The organism is Streptomyces sp. F63 (genome assembly GCF_018070345.1).
Lineage (GTDB): Bacteria > Actinomycetota > Actinomycetes > Streptomycetales > Streptomycetaceae > Streptomyces.
This window is the reverse complement of sequence record NZ_JAGPXX010000003.1, coordinates 318,151-339,870: the sequence shown is the minus strand read 5'-3', so window position 1 is coordinate 339,870 and position 21,720 is coordinate 318,151. Positions and strand designations below refer to the sequence as shown.

Annotated in this window: 13 protein-coding genes, 1 tRNA gene and 1 pseudogene; 7 read left to right on the top strand and 8 right to left on the bottom strand. The window is 75.1% G+C overall.

Annotated features, from left to right (window positions below):
• Positions 1 to 54: 54 nt before the first annotated feature.
• Positions 55 to 3,270 carry an FAD-binding and (Fe-S)-binding domain-containing protein gene (locus KBZ10_RS05525; RefSeq protein WP_210986339.1) on the bottom strand — a complete coding sequence of 1,072 codons (3,216 nt, stop codon included), beginning with the start codon at positions 3,268 to 3,270 and terminating at the stop codon, positions 55 to 57.
• A 49-nt stretch (positions 3,271 to 3,319) separates the two neighbouring features.
• Complete coding sequence (locus KBZ10_RS05520; RefSeq protein ID WP_210986338.1) at positions 3,320 to 4,480, bottom strand: enolase C-terminal domain-like protein; 1,161 nt, start codon at positions 4,478 to 4,480, stop codon at positions 3,320 to 3,322.
• 584 nt (positions 4,481 to 5,064) lie between these two features.
• On the opposite strand from KBZ10_RS05520, the gene KBZ10_RS05515 reads away from it, so the two are divergent.
• The 3 genes from KBZ10_RS05515 (at position 5,065) to KBZ10_RS05505 (ending at position 7,021) form a co-directional block, all read left to right on the top strand.
• Complete coding sequence (locus tag KBZ10_RS05515; RefSeq protein ID WP_210986337.1) at positions 5,065 to 5,436, top strand: sensory rhodopsin transducer; 372 nt, start codon at positions 5,065 to 5,067, stop codon at positions 5,434 to 5,436.
• Positions 5,437 to 5,656: 220 nt separating this feature from the next.
• The gene (locus KBZ10_RS05510) at positions 5,657 to 6,229 is read left to right on the top strand and encodes an HPP family protein (protein WP_307847211.1); all 573 of its coding nucleotides are present in this window, start codon (positions 5,657 to 5,659) and stop codon (positions 6,227 to 6,229) included.
• A gap of 291 nt (positions 6,230 to 6,520) precedes the next feature.
• Entirely contained in the window at positions 6,521 to 7,021 is a 501-nt protein-coding gene (locus KBZ10_RS05505; RefSeq protein ID WP_210986335.1) for a hypothetical protein, read from the top strand.
• Between the two features lie 151 nt (positions 7,022 to 7,172).
• Here the strand turns inward: KBZ10_RS05505 and KBZ10_RS05500 are convergent, their stop codons facing one another.
• A complete protein-coding gene (locus tag KBZ10_RS05500) occupies positions 7,173 to 7,868 on the bottom strand; it encodes a hemerythrin domain-containing protein (protein WP_210986334.1) in 696 nt (231 codons plus the stop codon).
• A gap of 225 nt (positions 7,869 to 8,093) precedes the next feature.
• Between KBZ10_RS05500 and fdh the strand changes: the two genes are divergently transcribed.
• Positions 8,094 to 11,354 (top strand): formate dehydrogenase, encoded by a 3,261-nt coding sequence (fdh, locus tag KBZ10_RS05495; protein WP_210986333.1) that lies wholly within the window; start codon positions 8,094 to 8,096, stop codon positions 11,352 to 11,354.
• A gap of 83 nt (positions 11,355 to 11,437) precedes the next feature.
• Here the strand turns inward: fdh and selD are convergent, their stop codons facing one another.
• Complete coding sequence (selD, locus tag KBZ10_RS05490) at positions 11,438 to 12,463, bottom strand: selenide, water dikinase SelD (RefSeq protein ID WP_210986332.1); 1,026 nt, start codon at positions 12,461 to 12,463, stop codon at positions 11,438 to 11,440.
• A 406-nt stretch (positions 12,464 to 12,869) separates the two neighbouring features.
• Between selD and KBZ10_RS05485 the strand changes: the two genes are divergently transcribed.
• Positions 12,870 to 12,962 (top strand) — tRNA-Sec (locus KBZ10_RS05485).
• Positions 12,963 to 13,117: 155 nt separating this feature from the next.
• On the opposite strand, the pseudogene KBZ10_RS05480 reads toward KBZ10_RS05485, so the two are convergent.
• Positions 13,118 to 14,953 (bottom strand): annotated as a pseudogene (locus tag KBZ10_RS05480) (SelB C-terminal domain-containing protein); the annotation flags it as partial.
• Entirely contained in the window at positions 14,944 to 16,260 is a 1,317-nt protein-coding gene (gene selA / locus KBZ10_RS05475) for an L-seryl-tRNA(Sec) selenium transferase (protein ID WP_210986445.1), read from the bottom strand. The gene selA and the pseudogene KBZ10_RS05480, both read right to left, overlap by 10 nt.
• A gap of 762 nt (positions 16,261 to 17,022) precedes the next feature.
• On the opposite strand from selA, the gene KBZ10_RS05470 reads away from it, so the two are divergent.
• Positions 17,023 to 18,102: an AI-2E family transporter gene (locus KBZ10_RS05470; RefSeq protein WP_210986331.1), complete on the top strand. Its 1,080-nt coding sequence runs from the start codon at positions 17,023 to 17,025 to the stop codon at positions 18,100 to 18,102.
• Between the two features lie 280 nt (positions 18,103 to 18,382).
• Here the strand turns inward: KBZ10_RS05470 and KBZ10_RS05465 are convergent, their stop codons facing one another.
• Positions 18,383 to 19,237, bottom strand: coding sequence for an oxaloacetate decarboxylase (locus KBZ10_RS05465; RefSeq protein ID WP_210986330.1), 855 nt, complete (start codon positions 19,235 to 19,237; stop codon positions 18,383 to 18,385).
• Positions 19,238 to 19,354: 117 nt separating this feature from the next.
• Complete coding sequence (locus KBZ10_RS05460; protein WP_210986329.1) at positions 19,355 to 20,338, bottom strand: DMT family transporter; 984 nt, start codon at positions 20,336 to 20,338, stop codon at positions 19,355 to 19,357.
• A gap of 480 nt (positions 20,339 to 20,818) precedes the next feature.
• Here KBZ10_RS05460 and gntA point away from each other — a divergent pair, with 480 nt between their 5' ends.
• On the top strand, positions 20,819 to 21,592 hold the full coding sequence (gene gntA, locus KBZ10_RS05455; RefSeq protein WP_210986328.1) for a guanitoxin biosynthesis heme-dependent pre-guanitoxin N-hydroxylase GntA: 774 nt from the start codon (positions 20,819 to 20,821) through the stop codon (positions 21,590 to 21,592).
• The last annotated feature ends 128 nt before the right edge of the window (positions 21,593 to 21,720 follow it).

Below are 21,720 nucleotides of genomic sequence, written 5' to 3'. Positions count from 1 at the left end.
TGCCCTCCCATCATCGAAAACGCGGCCGGTCAGGGGTTACCGGCCGTCGGCTTGTCAAACCTTTCCGCGGTCGCCGGTGCCCCGGCCTCCGGCCGCGAAACCGGCTCCCGCCGCGAAACGGGCTGCCGCCGCGCGGGCTCCGGCCGCGGCGGCGCCGGCGGCGAGGGCGGCGGCCGTCACCCGCAGCGCCCGCTTCCGCAGCGGCGGAGCCGGCCTCGGTCCGGCGCCGCGCTCGGGCAGCCGGGACACCGCTCCGGCGCCCTTCTCCCGGGCCAGCTTCATCACCTCGGCCACGTGCAGCGCCCGCCGCCCGGTGCCGGCGTCCTCGATCTGGGTCTTGCAGGAGAAGCCGTCGGCCACGACGAGGCGGTCCTCCTCCGCCTCGCGGACGGCGGGCAGCAGCGCCTGTTCACCGCAGTCCAGGGAGATCCGGTACTTGCCGGACTCGAAGCCCCAGGAGCCGGCGAGGCCGCAGCAGCCGCCCTGCACGTTCTGTACGTCCAGGCCCATCTGCTCCAGCAGTTCCTGCTCGGGGGTGACCCCGCCGGTGGCGCGGTGGTGGCAGTGGCCCCACAGCAGGGCCGAGCCGTCGAGCCGCGGCGGGTCGATGCCGAAGGTGCGGAAGAACTCCGGGAAGTGGTAGGCGTTGCGGGTGAGCCGCCGGGCGTCGTCGTCGTGCGGCAGCAGCTTCGGCAGCTCGTCCTTGAAGACGGCCAGGCAGCTCGGTTCCATGCCGACGACGGGCGTACCGTCCCGCAGATGGGGGCGGAGCCGGTCCAGCACCCGGTTCAGGTAGCGCTCGGCGGCGTCGAGGAAGCCGTAGTCGTACAGCGGCCGTCCGCAGCAGATGTGCCCCTCGGGCATGACGACCCGCCAGCCCGCCGCCTCGATCGCCTCCACGCAGGCCACCCCGACGCCGGTGTGGAAGTGGTTGTTGAAGGTGTCCGGGAACAGCACGACGGGGCGGCCGCCGGGGTTGGCGGTGCCGCCGCGCCGGGCGAACCACTCCTGGAGCGTCATGGGCGCGAAGCGGGGCAGCGGGCGGCGGCGGTCGATGCCCGCCGCCAGCTTGGCGAGGCGGGACAGGCCCGGGGTCTGCGTGGCGACGTTGGCGAGTTCCGGAACGCGGGAGGCGATCCGGGCCGTCTGGTCGATGAATCCGAAGGCGTAGGCGTGGCGCGGGCGCCACCGGCGGGCCGACTTGAAGTGGTGGTGCAGGAACTCGGCCTTGTAGGTGGGCATGTCGACGTTGACGGGGCAGTCGTTGGTGCAGCCCTTGCAGGACAGGCAGAGGTCGAGGGCGTCGTAGACCTCCTTGGACTGCCAGCCGTCGGTGACGACGTCCCCTTCGAGCATCTCGTACAGCAGGCGGGCCCGGCCGCGGGTGGTGTGCTTCTCCTCGCGGGTGACCTGGTAGCTGGGGCACATCGTCGTCTGCGCATCCGGCACCCGGCACTTGCCGATGCCGACGCAGCGCAGCGTGGCGTGGGCGAAGTCGCCGCCGTCCTCCGCGTAGGCGAACTTGGTGCGCTCGCGGGGCGGGTTGTAGCCGGTGCCCAGCTTGAGGTTCTCGTCCATGCGGTACGGGTCGACGACCTTGCCCGGGCTCATCTTCCACCGCGGGTCCCAGATCGCCTTGAACTCCCGCATGGCCTCGACGAGTTCGGGACCGTACTGCTTCTCCAGCAGTTCGCCGCGCTGCTGTCCGTCGCCGTGCTCGCCGGAGACCGAGCCGCCCATGCCGACGCACAGGTCGGCGGCCTCCTCCAGGAACGCCCGGTAGGTGGCCAGCCCGTCGGCGGTGCGCAGGTCGAAGCTGATCCGGGAGTGGATGCACCCCTGGCCGAGGTGGCCGTACATGGCGCCGTCGAGGCCGTGCCGGGCCATGATCTCGCGGAGGCCGCGCACGTACTCCCCGGTCCGTTCGGGCGGTACCGCGGAGTCCTCCCAGCCGGGCCAGTGGTCCTTGCCGCCGGGCGGGAAGGCGGTCGAGCCGAGGCCGCTCTCCCGGATCGCCCACACGTGTTCGCTGCTGCCGCCCTCCTGCGTGCTCCGGGCGACGCGGACGCGGTCCGGCGCGTAGTCCTTGTCCCCGGTGAGCCAGCGGACGAAGCCGTGGGCGCGGGCCACGGACTCCTCGGTGGTGTCGGCGCCGAACTGGACGAGGAGCCAGGCGCCGCCGCTGTCAGCCCGGGGCAGGTCCCCGATGTCCTCGGCATTCATGTGCTGCAGCTGCTGGTCCCGGATGAGCTGGTCGTCCAGCGCCTCCAGGCCGATCGGCTTCCACCGCTCGATGATCTCCTGGCAGTGCTCGGCGGCGTCGGCGAGGTCGTCGTACTCGACGACGACGGTGGTGCGCTGGAGCAGGGCGGGGGTGAGCAAGAGCTGTGAGCGCAGCACCGTGACGCAGGTGCTCTCGGTGCCGACCAGGGCGCGGGCGACGTTGAAGCCGCGTTCGGGCAGGAGTTCGTCGAGGTTGTAGCCGGACACCCGGCGCGGCACCTCCCGCTCGGAGCGGAAGCCGGCCCGGATGGCGTCGGCGTACCGGTCGCGCAGGTCGCGCAGCGCGGCGTAGATCTCGCCCTTGCGGCCTCCCGCGGCGATGATCTCGTCGAGGTGCCGCTCCTCGTCCACGCCCGTCCAGAAGCGGGCGCCGTCGTAGGTGACGACCTCCAGGGCGTGCACGTTGTCGCTGGTGCGCGGCCCGGGGCCGTAGAGCTGCGACTGCACCGAGTGGATTCCGCAGGAGTTGTTGCCGATGTTGCCGCCGATCACGCAGCGGGAGTGGGAGGAGGGGTCGGGGCCGAAGACCAGGTCGTGCCGGCCGAGGTGGCGGTTGAGCTGTTCGTTGATGACGCCCGGTTCGCAGGTGACGATGCGGCGCTCGGGGTCCACCTCGCCGATGGTGGTGAGGTACTTGGAGTGGTCGATGACCACGGCCTCGTTGACCGTCTCGCCGGACAGGCTCGTTCCGCCGCCGCGGCTGAGGACGGGCGCGCCGAAGCGGTGGCAGACCTTGTGGACCGCCTCCACGTCGTCCAGCGTGCGGGGGACGACGACCCCGATCGGCACCTGCCGGTAGTTCGACGCGTCCTGGGCGTACAGGCCGAGCGAGGCGGTGTCGAAGCGGACCTCGCCGTCGACCGCCTTGCGCAGCGCCCGCTCCAGCCGGCCCACGTCGAGGGTCTCGCGGGCCCGCGGCGGGCTCGCGATCCCCGGGTGCGTCTTGGCCGGGATGTCGCGTGTCCTGCGGCGTGCTGCCTTGGCCATGCGGGTTTCCACTCTCCTCAAGAACGCCTGGTCGGGCTGGTCGGGCCGGTCACTCCGGTCGTGTTCCGTGGACGCGGTAGGGCTCGGCGTCGGCCCACTTGACGTCCAGGCCCAGCCCCGGCCGGCCGGTGTCGGGCCGCATGGCGCCGCCGTCGGGCGGCAGGGTGCCGTCGAACAGCAGGTCCTCCACGCGGACGTGGTCGTGGAAGTACTCCAGGTGCCGCAGCCGGCGCACGGCGCAGAAGGCGTGCGCGGAGAGCGCCGGGGCGCAGTGGGCGGACAGGTCGATGTGCCGGGCCGCCGACAGGCCGGCGATCTCCAGTACGCCGGTGATGCCGCCGCAGCGGGTCACATCGGCCTGGAGGCAGTCCACGGCCGGGGGCTCCAGGAGGTTGACGAAGTCGCGCGGGGTGAAGGCGTATTCGCCCGCCGCGATCTCCAGGCGCCCCGGGCCCCGGTCGCGCAGCAGCCGCAGCCCCGCGAAGTCGGCCGAGCTGACGGGCTCCTCCAGCCAGCGCACGTCCCACGCGTCGTGGAACCGGTGCGCCCAGTACAGGGCCTCCTTGCCGGTGAGCGCCCCGTTGGCGTCGGTGAGGAGCTCCGGCCCGTCGCCGATGGCCCCGCGGACGGCGGTCAGCCGCTCCGGGTCCCGTCCGGGCTCCCGGGAGGTCTTGAGCTTCACCCGGGGGATGCCCCGGTCCACCCAGCCGGCGAGCTGCTCGGTGAGCCGGCCGAGCGGGTAGTTGGTGAATCCGCCGCTGCCGTACACCGGTACCCGGTCGTGGTGGGCGGGCAGCAGGTGGACCAGCGGCAGCCCCAGCAGTCTGGCCTTGAGGTCCCACAGCGCCACGTCGACGGCGGAGACCGCCATGGCTCCGACGCCGGGGCGGCCGGCGTTGCGGATCCGGGCGCCCATGCTGTGCCACAGCGCCGGCGGTGCGGTGACGTCCTGCCCCCGCAGCACCGGGGCGAGCTTCGAGGTGACGAACGAGGCGACGGACACGTCACCGTAGGTGTAGCCGAGGCCGGTCCGGCCGCCGGCGTGCACCCGGACCAGGACCAGGGTGGTGGAGTCCCACTCCAGCGTCCCGTCCTGCTCCTTCCCGCCGGGACCGTCGGTCGGCACCTCGAAGGCGTGGACGTCGACCGCGTCGATGCGGCACTCCTCCAGTGCCCCGCCGGCTCCTCCGGCAGCCGCGGAGTCCGTCATGAGCGCCGCCCCGGCAGGCGTCCGGCGGCCCCGCCGGCCCCGCCGGCCCCGCCGGCCCCGCCGGCCCCGGCGGGCTTCGGGCGGGCGCCCTTCGCGGCACTGCGCGCCCGCCCGGGGCCGTGAACGGCCGCCTCGGCGCCGCCCGGACAGCCGTGGACCCGTTCCGCGCACCGCTCCCGCCGGCGGTGCGGTACATGGTCGGCAACCTGTGTCATCACGCGCTCCCTCGGCCCTCCGCCTCCGGCTGTCCCGGGCCCGTCTCCGCCTGTGCCGTCTTCAGCGAGTGACCGTGCGGAGGGATGCGTAAACGGCGAGTTTGCTCCACCGGCCGGATGAGCGGGACCACAGCACGGGCCGGCTCCCTCCGCGGCCGGGTGAGCCGGGCGAGCCGCGGGGGCCTTCCGTCCACGACGCGTGACGGTGCGTTTCGGAAGGCTCGTTCCGGGTGACCCCGTAGGCCGGCAGGAACGGCGCGGCGGCTTCCGCGAGCCCGCCGGCCCGGCGCGCTGCTTCGTGCTCCCGCGGTCCGCCGGCCCCGCCGCCGGCCGAGACGACTCCGTTCCCCACGAGGAGAGGTACGCACTGTGGAACACCTCGGACAGCGCACCTGGGTGATCGCCGAAGGGTTCATCCCCGGCTCCAGCACCGGGCCGGAGGAGATGGCCAGCCACGAGACCGCGTGCATCCTCAACACCGGCGACACGGACGCCCAGGTGGAGATCACCTGCTTCTTCCCGGACCGCGAGCCCGCCGGGCCGTTCCGCGTGACCGTGCCCGCCCGGCGCACGGTGCACCAGCGGTTCAACGACTTCGCCGGGGACGGCGCGGTACCCGTCGGCTCGGACTACGCGTCGGTGCTGGTGAGCGATGTGCCCGTGGTCGTCCAGCACACCCGTCTCGACAGCCGCCAGCCGGCGAACGCCCTGCTGTCGACCGTCGCCTACGGCGCCGAGTGACGGCCGCGGAACCGCCGCCCCCCGGCCGCGGGAGGACGTCCGCCGCAGCTGCCCGGGCAGGCTCCGGCACACCACCCGGGCCGGGGCGGATCCCGCGGCCCGGGGCGGCCGGCGGGCGCGGGGGCGGGGCGCGGCGGGATGAACGGGGCCGCGCCCGGACGGGGGAACCCGCGGCGACAGGCCACGCATGGGTGCAGGCCCGCCGTGCGGGCGGGCACCCGTGACGGCGCGGTCGGAGGGCACGGTCGTCCGGGAGCCCGGGCGGGACCGCGAAGCCCCCCTGCGGAGCCGGTTCCTCTCCGGTGCCCGGCTCCTCCTGCTCTCCGCCGTGCTGCTGGCCGGGGTCGGCGCCTGCGGACGGCTCATCGGCTGGGTGGCGCTGACGACCACCGTGGGACCGACCGCGTATCTGCTGCTGGACCACCCGGACACCGTGGGCAGGCGGTTGCGGGCCGCCGTCCTCGGCCACGCCTCGGCGGTCGGCATCGGACTGGCCCTCCTGGCCGCGTTCGGCCTGTGGCACCACCCGTCGATCGTCGCCCGGCGGGGCGACACCACCGCGCAGATCGCCGCACAGGCCCTCGCGGTGGGACTGACCCTGTTCCTGCTGCACGTCCTCGACGCCCCGCACCCCCCGGCAGCCGCCACCGCGCTGCTGATCACATCCGGCATCTCCCGGCCCGGGCCGCCCCTCTACGGGATGCTGACCGGGCTGGCCCTCGTCCTGGCGATCGCCCCGCTGCTCACCGTGGCGGCCTCCGGCAGAGCGCGGAGCCGGGCCGGGGACGGATGACGGCGGCGCGCCGCCGTGGCCCGGGGGCGGGCCGGCCCGCCGCATGGGCCCCCGCGGCCCACGGGGCTCCGGGCCTGCGTGTGGCTGCGACCGGATGACGCCGGGGTTCCCGGACGCCCCGGCCGGGAAGGCGTGCGCTCTGTGGAGGAAACGGCCGATACACCGGCGGCGCCCGGCGCCGGTGACCGGCCGGACGCGGCGCTCCGGGCGCCTGGTGCCCCCGGCTCACCCGCCGGGGCACCGTGAGGGGAAAGAAGGCGAGAACGCGGTGAATCCTGTGAAGCAGGGCCTGTGAGCGGCGCGGTGGGGCGCCTGGCACACGGAGTGCGTGCGTCCCTGCGCAACAACGGACAGGCCTACGGCTACTCGGTGTCCATCACCGTGGCCATGGCCATGCTCAACGCCGAGGCCAGGGTCGCGGGTGTCGTCCACCTGATCTCCTTCGCGCTGGGTGCCGCCGCGGCCTTCAGCCTTCTGCAGGCACTGGCGTCCGGCCGGTTCCGCAAGCCGCTGGAGCCGGAGCCCAGCACGGTCACGGCCATGGGGGTCTCCCTGAGCCTGCTGTCGGTGGGCACGGCGACGCTGCTCGCCTGGGCCTGCGCCCGCTTCGTCGGCGGGGTCGCGGCCTGGCCGATGGCCTCCTTCTCCGTGTCCGTCGCCTACTTGTCCGTGGCCGGGGTGGAGCTCGCCGTGGCGGAACGGGCCCAGGCGTCCTCCCGGCACGGCGAGGAGGTGGAGCGGCAGACGGCGCGGGAGGAAGAGGAACATCACAGCGATCCCGCGCAGGAATAGGCCCGGCCGTCGTCGGCCGTCACCGGCGCCCCGGGCGCCTGCCGGGCGATCGCCGGCCCGCCGCCCCTCCGGCGCGCTGCATCCGACGCGGCGGCGGCCGCGGACCCGGCCCCGGAGAGCGGGGCCGGGTCCGGCAGCCGGGTCAGCCGGGTCAGCCGGGCCGGGCTCCGTTGCGGCGGCGAGCCGCGTCGAGGGCGCGGTCCAGCGGCCCGAGGACCGGTGCCGCCAGCTTGTTCGTGAGCTCGTTGTTGACCCAGCGGTGCGGCCGGGTCGGCGCGTACACCTGGGCGAGCTTCACCTCCGCGCCCAGCATGCGCAGCCGGGCCGGACTCAGGACTCGCCCCAGCGCGGCCAGTTCCTCCCGTTCCTCGCGTGCGGCGTGCCGGCCGACCGCGCGCCGGGCCTCGTTCAGCCGGCGCAGATACCCGCGGCCGTGCGGGCCGGTCCGCCGCAGCTCCACCAGCAGCCGCTTGGCTTCCTTCTCCTCGCGGCGCCTGCGGGCGGCCAGGTCGCGGCCGTGCCGGAGCGCCTTGCGCGCCGCGGGGTGGACGTGCGCCTCCTCGGCCGCCTCGTGCACGGCGAGCAGCCGCATCAGCCGGTCGAAGTTCCGGCGGCGGCCCGGCCCCGGCAGGGCCGCGCGCAGGAAACCGAGCCGGATCCGGCGGTGCTGACGGGTCAGGACGTCGACGACGCTTTCGCCGCCCAGCGCGCGAAGGGCCCGCAGGGGCCGGGCCGTAGCGGTCTTCCCCGCCTTCCCCGCCCTGGCGGACGTCTTCGCGGACGCCTTCGCGGCGAGAAACGACGTGGCCGCCGCGGTCGGTACACCCCTCTTGCTCAGCGTTCTCATGGGTCTCCTCACTCCCGTGCCGGGGGACGCGGACCGTGCCGGCGACGAGTACCCCGCCCCGCCGGCCCGAAGCGCGGGCGTTCCGCCGCGGGCGGGAGCGGCGGCCGGGGCTCCTCGGCCACCGGAATGGCGAACTCGTGCGGCGGGGGCGGGTGTGAACCGGCGGGAAGCGGGCACACAGCCCCACAGCGAGCACCACGGAAGGGACGGAAGGGGCAGAGCGTCATGGGCGTACGCACCTGGATCGACTCCTGGCCGGTGTACCGCCAGCTCAGGGGGACGGATCCCCTGGGCCGCGGAGCCGCCGCCAAGAGCGCGACCAGCGCGCGGCTCACCTCCCGGGTGGCGTCCGCCGACCGGGTGGTGAAGTCGGTCTGCCCGTACTGCGCCGTGGGCTGCGGCCAGAACGTCTACGTCGAGGACGATCGGGTCACCCAGATCGAGGGCGACCCCGACTCCCCCATCTCGCGCGGCCGGCTGTGTCCCAAGGGCGCGGCCAGCCTTCAGCTCACCACCGGGGGCGCCCGTGAGCACGGCGTCCTCTACCGGCGCCCGCACGGCACCGAGTGGGAGCGCCTGGACCTCGACACGGCGATGGACATGATCGCCGACCGGGTCATCGAGGCGCGCCGCAGCGGATGGCAGTGGGAGGCCGACGGGGCCCGGACCCGCCGCACGCTGGGCATCGCCAGCCTGGGCGGGGCCACGCTCGACAACGAAGAGAACTACCTGATCAAGAAGTTGTTCACCGCCCTGGGAGCCGTGCAGATCGAGAACCAGGCGCGCGTTTGACACTCCTCCACCGTCCCCAGTCTGGGGACCTCGTTCGGCCGCGGCGGCGCGACCACCTTCCAGCAGGACCTGCAGAACTCGGACTGCATCGTCATCCAGGGCTCGAACATGGCCGAGTGCCATCCGGTCGGGTTCCAGTGGGTGATGGAGGCGAAGGCCCGGGGCGCGAAGGTGATCCACGTCGATCCGCGGTTCACCCGCACCAGCGCGCTGGCAGATCTGCACGTGCCCCTGCGCGCGGGCTCGGACATCGCCTTCCTCGGCGGGATCATCAACCATGTCCTGCGGACGGAGAGCTACTTCCGCGACTATGTCGTGGCCTACACCAACGGGCCGGTCATCCTGCGGGAGGACTTCCGCGACACCGAGGACCTCGACGGCGTCTTCTCCGGCCTCGACCCCGACAGCCGCAGCTACGACAACGAGAGCTGGCAGTACGCGGGCATGGAGGTCCAGGCCGCCTCGGGCAAGCGTGACCAGATGTACGAGAAGCGCACCGGTAGCGACAGTTCGGTGACCGGCGCGGCCCGCGGCGAGGCCCACGGGTCCGGCGGGGCGGACATCGGCGCGGGCGAGCCCGAACGGGACGAGACGCTGACCGATCCGCGCTGCGTCTTCCAGGTGCTCAAGCGGCACTACGCCCGCTACACCCCCGAGATGGTCGAGCAGATCTGCGGTGTGCCGCAGGACGTCTTCCGCCGGGTGTGCGAGCTGGTGACGGAGAACTCCGGGCGCGAGCGGACCACCGCCTTCGCCTACGCGGTCGGCTGGACCCAGCACACGGTGGGCGTGCAGTACATCCGCGCGGCCGCCGTCCTGCAGAGCCTGCTCGGCAACATCGGCCGGCCGGGCGGCGGCATCCTGGCCCTGCGCGGGCACGCGTCCATCCAGGGCTCGACGGACATCCCCACCCTGTTCAACCTGCTGCCCGGCTACATCCCGATGCCCCACGCCCACGCGCAGCAGGACCTGGACACCTTCGTGCAGGCCGACGCGGCCCGGAAGGGCTACTGGGGCAACATGCGCTCCTACCTGGTCAGCCTGCTCAAGGCGTACTGGGGCGAGGCCGCCACCGGGGACAACGACTTCTGCTTCGACTACCTGCCGCGGCTGACGGGCTCCCACTCCACCTACGAGACGGCCATGGCCCAGATCGAAGGGACCTGCAAGGGCTACTTCCTGATGGGCGAGAACCCCGCCGTGGGGTCCGGCAACGCCAAGATCCAGCGCCTCGGCATGGCCGCGCTGGACTGGCTTGTCGTACGGGACTTCTCCCTCATCGAGTCGGCCACCTGGTGGAAGGACGGCCCCGAGATCGAGACGGGGGAAATGCGCACCGAGGACATCGGCACCGAGGTGTTCTTCCTGCCGGCCGCCGCGCACACCGAGAAGGACGGCACCTTCACCAACACCCAGCGCCTGCTGCAATGGCACCACCAGGCCGTCGAGCCGCCCGGCGAGGCCCGCAGCGACCTGTGGTTCACCTACCACCTCGGACGCCTCATCCGGCAGAAGCTGGCCGCCTCCACCGATCCGATGGACCGGCCGCTGCTGGACCTGACCTGGGACTACCCCACCAAGGGGCGGCACGCCGAACCCGAGGCCGAGGCCGTGCTCGCCGAGATCAACGGCCGCGACGCCGACGGGAACCCGCTGGCCTCCTACGAACAGCTCAAGGACGACGGCTCCACCGCCTGCGGCTGCTGGATCTACTGCGGGGTGTACGCCGACGGCGTCAACCAGGCGGCCCGCCGCAAACCGGGCGGGGAGCAGAACTGGGTGGCCGGCGAATGGGGCTGGGCCTGGCCCGCCAACCGCCGCATCCTCTACAACCGCGCCTCGGCCGACCCGGACGGCCGGCCGTGGAGCGAACGCAAGGCCCTGGTGTGGTGGGACGAGGCCGAGGGTTCCTGGTCCGGCCACGACGTCCCCGACTTCAAGCCCGACAAGGCCCCCGATCACCAGCCGCCGGAGGGCGCCACCGGCCCGGAGGCCCTGACGGGCACCGACGCCTTCATCATGCAGGCCGACGGCAAGGCGTGGCTGTACGTGCCCTCCGGCCTCACCGACGGCCCGCTGCCCACGCACTACGAGCCGCAGGACTCGCCGTTCCCGAACCTGCTGTACGGGCGGCAGCGCAACCCGGCACGGCACTTGCTGCAGCCGCACCCCGACAACCGCTACCAGCCCAGCGGCCGGGAACCCGGCTCGGAGGTGTTCCCCTTCGTCGCCACCACCTACCGGCTCACCGAGCACCACACCGCGGGCGGCATGTCCCGCTGGCTGCCGTATCTGGCGGAGCTGCAGCCCGAGTTCTTCTGCGAGGTGTCGCCCGAACTGGCGGCGGAACGCGGCCTGGAGCACACCGGGTGGGCCACGATCGTCAGCGCGCGCGGCGTGATCGAGGCACGGGTCCTGGTCACCGACCGCGTGGCTCCGCTGACGGTGCAGGGACGGCGGCTGCACCAGGTCGGGCTGCCCTACCACTGGGGCCCGAACGGCTACTCCACGGGAGACGCGGCCAACGAGCTGCTGCACCTGTCCCTCGACCCCAACACCCACATCCAGGAGGCCAAGGCGTTCGCCGTGGACATCCGGGCCGGCCACCGCCCCCGCGGCCCGGCCGCCCGGGACCTGGTGCGGGACTACCGGGCCCGGGCCGGTATCGACGAGCACACCGGCACCGAGCCCTGACCGCGAGGGGGCGTCTCCGGACGCCTCTGGAGGGCAGGCGCGTGGGGGCGCGCGGGAGAGGACGCCCCTGAGGGGGCGCGCGCTCAGCGCAGCACGACGGAGTGCGCGCCCCTCGGCACCAGTTCTCCCACCACGGGGGCGCCGGGCACCTCGCCCGCCACCAGCAGCCCGCCCGAGGTCTGCGCGTCGGCCAGCAGCAGGCGCGTCCCGTCTCCGGTGTCCCCGAAGTCGGTGAACGGTGCCACCCAGTCCAGGTTGCGCCGGGTGCCGCCGCTGACATAGCCGTCCCGCACGGCTTCCCGGGCCCCGTCCAGATACGGGACGGCCGCGGTGTCGATCACGGCGGTCACCTCCGAGGCCCGGGCCAGCTTGTGCAGATGGCCCAGAAGGCCGAAACCGGTGACATCGGTGGCGCAGCGCGCCCCGGCCGCCAGGGCCGCGGCCGAGGCGTCCCGGTTGAGGGCCGTCATCGTGGCCACGGCCTGCTCGAACCGCTCGCCGGTGGCCTTGTGCCGGTTGTTCAGGACGCCGAGGCCGAGCGGCTTGGTGAGCGACAGCGGCAGGCCGGGCCGGCCGGCGTCGTTGCGCAGCAGCCGTTCCGGGTCCGCCACGCCGGTGACGGCCATGCCGTACTTGGGTTCCGGGTCGTCCACGCTGTGTCCGCCGCCCACGTGGCAGCCCGCCTCGGCGGCGATGTCCAGGCCGCCGCGGAGGACTTCGCGCGCGAGGTCGAACGGGAGCACGTCGCGCGGCCACGCCAGGAGGTTGACGGCGACGACCGGGCTGCCGCCCATCGCGTACACGTCCGACAGGGCGTTGGCCGCGGCGATGCGGCCCCAATCGTAGGGGTCGTCGACGACGGGGGTGAAGAAGTCGGCGGTGGTGACCACCGCCCGGGCCGGGGCGCCGCCCGGCGCGGGCAGCGACACGACGGCCGCGTCGTCGCCGGTGGCGAGCCCGACGAGGAGCGGAGCGCCCGCCGCCTCCGGCGCCGGCCCGGTCAGGCCGCCGAGCACGTCCTCCAGTTCACCGGGCGGGATCTTGCAGGCGCAGCCTCCGCCGTGGGCGAGCTGTGTGAGCCGTACGGGGGTGTCGCTCGCGAGGGTCATGTCTGGTCCTTCCGGTGGGGTGCCGGGTCGGTGGGATTACGGGTCGGTGGGATTACGGGTCGGTGCGGGTGTCCGGGCCGGGTGCCCGGGGCAGGCGCCCGAGGTGCCGGAGCCCGGGGGCCAGGAGTGCCCGAGCCCGGGGAAGCGGGCCCCGGGAAGGGCGCGGCCCGGGGAGGGCGCGGTCCCGGAGCCCGGGGACCGGGACTGCCGGAGCCCGGAGACCAGGCCTGCCGGAGCCCGGCGAAGCGGGCCCCGGGAAGGGCGCGGCCCGGAGAGGACGCGGCCCCGGAGCCCGGGGAAGCGGGCCGGGGGAGGGCGCGGTCCGGGGATGGTCGAAGTCGGCTGCCGGGCGGCGGGGTTGCGGTGGCCGGCGCCCGCGGGCCGTCCGGTAGCCTGTGCGGGCGGTGGAGGCGTGTGGGTGCCTGGTGGCCCTCCCGGTCTTCAAAACCGAGGTGTCCGAGGATCTCGGGCAGGCGGGTTCGATTCCCGTCCGCCTCCGCTCCCCGCACCGGTCCGGGCGTCTCTCCGCGCACCGGTCCCCGCGCCGGTCCGCGCATCACTCCCCGCGCCGGTCCGCGTACCGGTCCCCCCATCCGCCCGCGCACCGGTCCCCGCATCGCTCCCCGCGCCGGTCCGGGCATCGCTCCCCGCGCCGGTCCGGCAGCGCCGGTGCCGGTCGTCCACCCGTTCGGTGTGGCCCCGGGCGTCCAGGTACTCCAGCAGCGGCACGGCCACGCGGCGCGTCGTGCCGAGGGCCTTGCGGGCCTCGCTCAGGGTGAACGGCTGCGGCAGTCCGCGCAGGATCCCGGCGGCCCGGTCGTCGGCTCCGGGCAGCAGCAGGATGCCGTCGCCGACCCGCAGCAGCGCGCCCGCCGCCACCGCGGCGGCCACCGCCTTGCGGTCCAGCCCCAGTTCGGCCTGCCGGCCGGCCTCCGGGGCGCCGAACGGTGACACCTCCAGTTCCCGGCGCAGGGCCTCGACGGCCTCCCGGAGGGGCGGTGGAAGGACGGGCCCCTCGCTCGCGGGCCCGTACAGCCGCCCCTGAACGCTCCGCAGCCGCCCGTCGCCGGGGCTCCCGGCCAGCGCGTCGACGAGGGCCCGGTCGGGCAGGCCGAGCAGGTGCCGGGCCGCCTCGGCGGGCAGGCCGGGATCCAGCGGGTGCCGTTCCGCATGCCGTTCGACCTCGGCGGCCAGCCGGTCCCGCAGGGCCGCCCAGTGCGCCGGTTCGGCCAGCCAGTCCCCGGCCACGGGCGGGGCCGCGGCGGGCACGCCCATGGCCGCCAGTTCGGAGCGGCGGACGAGCCGGCGCCGCCGCAGCTCCGCCGCGGCGTCCGGGCGGCCGCTCATGGCCGCCAGTTCGGCGGCCCTGGCCCGGGCGGCGCCGCGCCGTCCCAGCCGCGGCGGCCGCACGTCCAGGACCGTCACGCCGCAGGGCGCGCGCCGCCCACCCGGGTCGCGCAGAACGGCCCGGTCACCGACCCGCAGGGGCAGCGGCCGGGCCGGGGTGAGGCGGGCGGTGTCCGCGCCGAGCGGCCGCACGGTCACGGGGACCGCGGCGGTGCCGATGTGCAGGGTGGCCGTCCGCGGCAGTTCCCCGGCCGGCGTTCCGCCGATCCGCACGTCGGTCAGGGTGACGGGCAGCCAGCGGTCCGGTGTCAGCAGCACCTGGCCGCGGCCGAGTACGTCCTTGGGTGCGCCGTGGACGTTCACCGCCACCCGGGCCACGCCGCCGGCCTCGGAGCGGTCCCTCTGCAGGCACTGCAGCCCGCGCACCCGCACGGCCGTCGTGCCGTCCCCCGTCACCAGCCGGTCTCCGGTCCTGATCGTGCCCGCGCCCAGGGTGCCGGTGACGACCGTGCCGCGGCCGCGCACGGTGAAGGCGCGGTCCAGCCACAGCCGGACGTCCGCGTCGGCGGGCGGGTCGGGCAACGCGTCGGCCAACCGGGCCAGTTCGGCGCGGAGCCGGTCCAGCCCCCTGCCGGTGACCGCGCTCACCGCGACGGAGGGCACCGCGCCCAGGGAGGTGGCGGCCAGGCGTTCCGTGGCGTCCGCCCGCACGGCCTCGGGATCCGCCAGGTCGCTGCGCGTCACGGCGAGCACGGCGTGCCGCACCCCGAGCGCGTCCAGGATCTCCAGGTGCTCCTGCGACTGCGGCTGCCAGCCCTGGTCGGCGGCCACCACGAACAGCACGGCGGGCACGGGGCCGACGCCGGCCAGCATGGTGGCGACGAACCGCTCGTGCCCCGGCACGTCCACGAAGGCGATGTGCTCCCCGGCGGGGCCGCGCGGGCCGCGCGGGCCGACGGGGTCCCCGGAACCGCCGGTGACGGGCGGGCCGGGCGGATCCAGCCGGGTCCACACGAACCCGAGGTCCAGGGTCAGCCCCCGGCGCCGCTCCTCCTCGAACCGGTCGGGCTCCATCCCCGTCAGCGCCCGCACCAGGGCCGACTTTCCGTGGTCGACGTGTCCCGCGGTGGCCACTACCCGCATTCCGCCCGCCTCCCCGCCGCCATGGCCGACCGGACCGCCCCGGCCAGCCGTTCGTCGTCCTCCTCCGGCACCGCCCGCAGGTCGAGCAGGCACCGCCCCGCCTCCAGGCGGCCCACCACGGGGACGGGCCCGGTGCGCAGCGCGGCCGCGTACCGTTCCGGCAGCGACAGGGCGGCGCCGGGCAGCGTCACACCGGGAGCACCGCCGCCGCCGACCGTCGCGGCGCTCTCGACGGCCCGTACGTCCAGGCCCTCGGCGCCCAGCGCGGCGGCCAGCCGCTCGGCGCGGCGCATCAGGGCGGACGGATCGGCGGCCAGCGCCTCCCCGGTCGGTGTGCCGGGCCCGGTCAGCGTCGCCTCCAGGGCGGCCAGGGTGAGCTTGTCGACCCGCAGGGCGCGGGCGAGCGGATGCCGGGACGCGGCACGGACCAGGTCCTCCGTGCCGAGGAGCAGTCCGCACTGGGGTCCGCCCAGCAGCTTGTCGCCGCTCGCGGTGACGAGCGAGGCCCCCGCCCGCAGCTCCGTCGCGGCATCGGGCTCCCCGGGCAGCAGCGGATGGGGGGCCAGCAGTCCCGAACCGGTGTCGACGACGACCGGGACGCCCAGCCGGGCGATTTCGGCGGTGCCCGGGACGCGGGTGAAGCCGGTGATCCGGAAATTGGAGGGGTGCACCTTGAGGATGAACGCCGTCTCCGGGCCCACGGCAGCGGCGTAGTCGGCCGCGGTGGTGCGGTTGGTGGTCCCCACCTCGCGCAGCCGGGCTCCGGTGGAGACCAGGAGATCCGGCAGGCGGAAGCCGTCCCCGATCTCCACCATCTCGCCCCGGCTGATGACGATCTCCCGCCCCGCGGCCAGCGCGGTGGCCGCCAGGACCAGCGCGGCGGCGCCGTTGTTGACGACGTGCGCGGCGGCGGCCGCCGGCACCTCCGCGAGGAGGGCCGCCAGGGCGGTGCGGCCCCGGCGGGCCCGCACCCCGGTCGCCAGGTCCAGCTCGACATCCGTCGGCCCGGCGGCCTCCCGCACCGCCCGCCGGGCGGCCGGTGACAGCGGTGCCCGGCCGAGGTTGGTGTGCAGCAGCACTCCGGTGGCGTTGATCACCGGCCGCAGACCGCTCGCCGTGCGCGGGAGCAGGGCGACCGCCGTATCGGCCACCTGCTCCGGCGGCACCCGCCCGTCCCGGGCCCGGGCCTGGGCCCGGTGGACGGCCGCCTTCACCGGTGCCGGACCGAGCCGGTCCGCGGCCGCCAGCAGACGGGGGTCCCGCAGCACCGCGTCGGTGCGGGGGATCCGCCGCCGGGTGTCCGCCACGGCCCCGTCCGGCACGGCCCCGTCCGGCACGGCCCCGTCCGGCACGGCCCCGTCCGGCACGGCCCCGTCCGGCACGGCCCCGTCCGGCACGACCCGGTGCGGCACGGCTCCGTCCGGCACCGCCCGCTCCGGCACCGCCCCATCCGGCACCGCCCGCTCCGGCACCGCCCCATCCGGTGCCTCCCCCTCGCGGCCGGCATGGGCGGCCCCGCGTCCGCGGCCCGGTGCCCGAACCCCCCGCTGCGCGGCTGTGACCCGCTGGTCCACTGATCCCTCCATTCCGGCCCGGCCCGTCCCGTCCTCGCCCGGGGAACGTTCATCGTCTCCCGGCGCCCCCGGCCGCCCGCCGGACACGCCGGACACCGCGCCGTGCGGCAACGCGCCTGCCGCAGGGCGCGGCGCGGGCCCGTACCCGGAGGTTCCGGGCCGCGGCGTCCGGTTCCGGAGCCGCGGAGGCGACGGCGCGGCCGCTTCCCGCCGATCCGCTCGGCTACCCGGATGCCGCCTCCATAAGCCCTTGTCCTCGACAAGCCCTGGTGCGATCGCCTCCAAAGGCACAAGGGTCTTCGGCACTCCGCTCCGAGCCCGCCGGAGGAGCGGACGACTCGCGACCGGCCACGGGCTCCGCAGCCCGGACGCCCGGACGCCCGGACGCCCGACGCCCCGTCAGCTCCTGGGCGGCCGGGGGCCCGGAGCCGGTGCGGTGCCGCCCGAGCGGGCCGCTCACCCGGAGCGGTGCGGCCGGTGCGTACGCTGGGCGGCGTGCAGTTGCTACCGACACCCGTCCGCCGGCTCGCCGCCTGGTGCGCCGTGATCCTGCTGGTCTCCGGGGTCGTCTACATCGCGATCCGGCTGATCGAGGTGTTCCGGCCGGCGGTCGTCCCCGTGCTGCTCGCCGTGCTCGGCACCGCGCTGCTGCTCCCCCTGCACCGGCGGCTCGTGAAGGCGAAGGTCAACCGCTCCGTGGCCGCGGGGCTCACGTGCGCCGCCGTCCTCGGCGCGGTCGGCGGTGCCGGGTACGTCGTCACGATCGCGCTGGTCGACACCTGGGACCAGATCGTCGCCTCCCTGCGCAGGGCGGTGCTGGACCTGGCCGATCAGTTCGGCGCGTCCGGGACCTCGCTGGAGGACCTCGCGGCCAACGCCGTGGACATGCTGGGCCGATTCGGCGGGACGGCCGCCTCCGGTGTCGTCACCGGGGTCAGCTGGGTCGTCCAGGCGCTCGGCATGGCGGTGCTCGCGCTGCTGCTGTTCTTCTTCTTCCTGCGCGACTCCGACCGGGCCGCCGGCGCTCTGCGCTCGCTCGTCCCGCACGGCAGCGCCGACCTCGTCGAGGCGATGGCCCGCAGGGCCTTCGAGGGCGTCGAGGGGTTCATGCGGGGCACCACCGTGGTGGCGCTCATCGACGCGGTCTGCATCACCGCGGGGCTGCTGGTCCTGCGCGTGCCGGGGGCCCTCGGGCTCGGCGCCATCGTCTTCATCGGTTCCTACGTCCCCTATCTCGGTGCCTTCACCTCCGGGACGGTGGCCGTGCTGGTCGCTCTCGCCGACCGGGGTCTCGCCATCGCGCTGTGGGCGCTGGGAGTGGTGCTCGTGGTGCAGACACTGGAGGGGAACATCTTCCAGCCGATGGTCCAGAGCCGGACCGTGCGGATGCATCCCGCCGTCGTCCTCGTGGCGCTCACCGCGGGCGCCGCCGTGGCCGGGATCGTCGGCGTGCTGCTCGCCGTACCGGTCACGGCGGCGGCGTTCGGGATCAGCCGCGAGCTGCGCACGCGGTACGCGTCGTCGCCGGACCGGCCTCCTGCCGGGCCCTCCGCCGAGCCGTCCGGGGGTGCGTAGGGCGGGCGTCCGGGCGGGCGTCCTGGACCAGGAGGCGGGCCGCCGCGGGCGCGTAGCGCGGGCCACGCGTGAACGGCTCGCAGCGCCCCGCCACCGGCGCACCGGCTGACCGGCGCTGCGCGCCGCGGGGCGTGTTCCCGCCGCGGGGACCGGGGACCGGCCTGCCCTCCCCCGCGGTCCCGCTGCCGTCACGCGGCGCCGGTCGAACGGTTCACCGCGGCGGCGACGGCGGTCTCCCCCCGGCCGGCGGCGGCCGGCGCGGCACCGGCGGTGGAGTCGCTCACGGCGCGGGATCGCCGCCCGGACCCAGCAGGGCGTTCAGCTCGGCGTAGGGCGGGGCGCCGGCCCCGAAGGTGAAGGTGCCCCGCTCCCTGATCTCGTTCCCGGCCCGGAGCAGCGCGCCGAGCGCGGCCCGGGCCATCGACGAGCCGACGCTGATCCGGCGGGCGCCGAGCTGTCCGAGCTCGGTGACGGACAGCCGCAGGGGCCCGCCCATCAGGACGTTCACGGGCTTGCCCACGGCGGAGCACACCGCTCGCACGGCGTCGGCGTCCGGGAGGGCCGGGGCGTACAGGACGTCGGCGCCGGCCTCCTCGTAGGCCCGCAGGCGGCGGATGGTGTCGTCCAGGTCCGGCCGGCCCTGGAAGAAGTTCTCCGCGCGTGCCGTCACGGTGAAGGGGAAGTCCAGCTCGCGGGCGGCGGCGACGGCCGCGGCCACGCGCTCCACCGCTTCCCCGATCGGGCGGACCGGGTCGTCGGGCCGCCCGGTCGAGTCCTCGACGGAGCCGCCGACCAGGCCGGCGGCCGCGGCCAGCCGGATGGTCTCGGCGACCTCACCGGGTGTCCGGCCGAAGCCGCTCTCCAGGTCGGCGGTGACCGGCAGCGGCGTCGCGGCGGCGATGGAGCGGGCGTTGGCGAGGATCTCGTCCCGGCCGACCGCGTTCGCGCCGTCCGGCCGGCCGAGGGTGTAGGCGAAGCCGGCACCCGTGGTGGCGAGGGCCGCGAAGCCCATCCCGGCCAGCAGGCGGGCGGTGCCCGCGTCCCAGGGGTTGGGGACGACGAAGGGCCGCGGTCCGGTGTGCAGGGCCCGGAATTCGGTGGCCTTGCGGTGCTGCTCGTCAGCGGAGCGGCTCATGCCGGTTCCTCCCGTGATACGCGTCCGTGGACGGGGACAGGGCTCGGATCACTGTGGCATGTCCGCCCGCGCCGGGCGCTCGTCGCGCCGCTCCCTCCGTGCTCCTCCGCCGGCGCCTCATCCGCGGGCGCCCGGGGTCCCGTCCGCCGCGGCGGTCTCCGCGACGGGCCCGGGTGGCTGCGCGGGAGCAGCCGGGGCAGCAGGCGCCGCCGGCCGCCGGGACGGAAGCCGGGAGACGGCCACACCGGCCAGGCAGACGGCGCCGCCCAGCAGGGTGAGCCAGCCGGGCACTTCCTCCAGCGTGATCCAGGACATCAGCACGACGGCCGCGGGGACGGCGTAGGTCGTGGCGCCCAGCTTCCCGGCCGTCGTCCGGGCCAGCGCGTACGCCCAGGTGCTGAAGGCCAGCGCGGTGGGGAAGAGGCCGAGGTAGACCAGGTTGAGCGTCGCCGTCAGCGGGGCCTCGGGCAGCTCCGCCAGCAACTGGCCGCCGAACGGCAGGCACACGGCGGCGCCGGTGAAGCATCCGAAGGTGGTCACCTGCATCGGGCTCGCCCAGCGCAGCGCCGGCTTCTGGGCGACCACCCCGGCGGCGTAGGTGAGGGCGGCGGCCAGGCAGAGCAGCACACCTGTCAGGGACGACGGCCCGCCTCCGGACATCGACAGGCCGACCAGCGCGGCCCCCGCGAACGAGACGGCCATTCCGGCCAGCAGCAGCGGCGGGAACCCTTCCTTCAGGAGCCAGCCGCTGAACAGGGCGATCAGCACGGGGCCGATGTTGACCAGCAGGGACGCCGTCCCCGCGTCCACCATCTGCTCGCCCCAGTTCAGCGCGACCATGTAGACGCCGAACCACAGCACGCCGGACGCCGCGATCCCCGGCCAGGCCCTGCGGTCGGGCAGCGTGCCGCGTTTGATCAGAAAGACACAGCCGAGCGCCAGCGAGGCGATCAGCAACCGCCCCAGGGCGAGCGCGCCCGGAGCGTAATGCTCTGCCGATGCGCGGATGGAGACAAAGGCCGACGCCCACAGCACCACCGTCACGGCCGCCGCTGCGAGGGCACGGCGATCGGTCCGGGTGCCGCCGGTCGCGTGATCCATACGCGCACGGTACCCGGCAGCAGTGTCACGCACCTGACATTTTCCTTCCCGGCCGTTCCCGTCCCCTTCCAGGGCTCTTCCGCCTCCGAACCGCGAGTTCCCGCGCCGGCGGCGTTGCGCGGGGCAGCAGTCGCCGTTCCCCTCGCCGTTCTCCGGGGGGGGCACACTTCTTCACTCTCCGTGTCCGCGCCCCGCACGCGGCCGACCACACCGGGTCGCGTCCGGCCCCGCGGAGCGGCCCGCCGGAAGCCCTTCGGAGGGCGCTCCCGGCCAGCGGATTTCGCTGATCGGCTTCGCGCCGTCACAATGGCCGTGGCGTCTCCGTCAACCGCGGGGGAGGGACCCGTCTCTCTCCGCCCCAACACGCTCTTGACCTGCGCGATCGCACGGTTTTTGATGTGTGTGCCGGGCGGACGCCTTGGACCTGAATGCCGGAATTGATCGCCCTCCGCGTGGGATGTGGCGGAAGGAGGGCGAACCGTGAACGTTTCTGCGCGTGCAGAGGTTGAGAAGTTTCTGCTGGGCGACAGGTTTTCTTGTCTGGCCGGGCGGTCCGCCTGGCGTCAGGGCGGCATCACACACCGTCACTACGAGCGGTTCGGCGGCGGCGAGTCCGCCCGCCTCCTGGCCCTCGACCTCGAAGCGTTCGTGGGGTCCGCCGACTGGGGCTCCCGCTCCTTCACCAGTTTCATCGCCACCTTCGAGGGCCCGCGCGACCTGGACGAGGCCGGATTCGAGCAGCACCTCTGGCAGCAGCTCCAGGAACTCCACGAGCAGGACGCGGAAACCTACCGCTGGGCCCCGGGCTACTCCTCCGACGCCCAGTCCGGTGAGTTCGCGTTCAGCGTCGCTGGGCACCCCTTCTTCGTGATCGGGCTGCACCCCAACCACGTCCGGCTCGGCCGGCGCCCGCCGTTCCCCATGCTGGCCTTCAACTCCCATGTGCAGTTCCAGCGGATCAAGGCCGCGGGGATGTGGGACCGGCTGGCCGACAAGATCCGCAAGCAGGACATCAAGCTGCAGGGCGACATCAACCCCAATCTCCAGGAGTACGAGCAGCTGTCCGAGGCCCGGCGCTACTCCGGCAGCCGGAAGCCGGCCGACTGGCAGTGCCCCTTCCGGGCCCGGAGCGGCGTGGAGACCGGGCCCGGCACCGCCGAGGACACCGGCACGGACACCGGTCCGGCGGTACCGCGCATCCCGTACCAGCCCGCCACTCCCGAGTCGCCCGTGGCCCCCGCGGCCATGGTCTGAGCCTCGCCGCCCCCGTACGGAACGGCGGACACGGAAGCCCCTGCCGCCCGGCCGCCCTGCCGGCAGGCCGGCAGGCGGGCAGGCGGGCAGGCGGAGCGACGGGCAGGCCGCGGCCCCGGTGCGGGACG

What these genes read in the sequence shown, in the direction of transcription:
- KBZ10_RS05525 (WP_210986339.1), bottom strand. Translation starts at nt 3,270, where the DNA reads ATGGCCAAGGCAGCACGCCGCAGGACACGCGACATCCCGGCCAAGACG.
- KBZ10_RS05520 (WP_210986338.1), bottom strand. Translation starts at nt 4,480, where the DNA reads ATGACGGACTCCGCGGCTGCCGGAGGAGCCGGCGGGGCACTGGAGGAG.
- KBZ10_RS05500 (WP_210986334.1), bottom strand. Translation starts at nt 7,868, where the DNA reads ATGAGAACGCTGAGCAAGAGGGGTGTACCGACCGCGGCGGCCACGTCG.
- selD (WP_210986332.1), bottom strand. Translation starts at nt 12,463, where the DNA reads ATGACCCTCGCGAGCGACACCCCCGTACGGCTCACACAGCTCGCCCAC.
- KBZ10_RS05465 (WP_210986330.1), bottom strand. Translation starts at nt 19,237, where the DNA reads ATGAGCCGCTCCGCTGACGAGCAGCACCGCAAGGCCACCGAATTCCGG.
- KBZ10_RS05460 (WP_210986329.1), bottom strand. Translation starts at nt 20,338, where the DNA reads ATGGATCACGCGACCGGCGGCACCCGGACCGATCGCCGTGCCCTCGCA.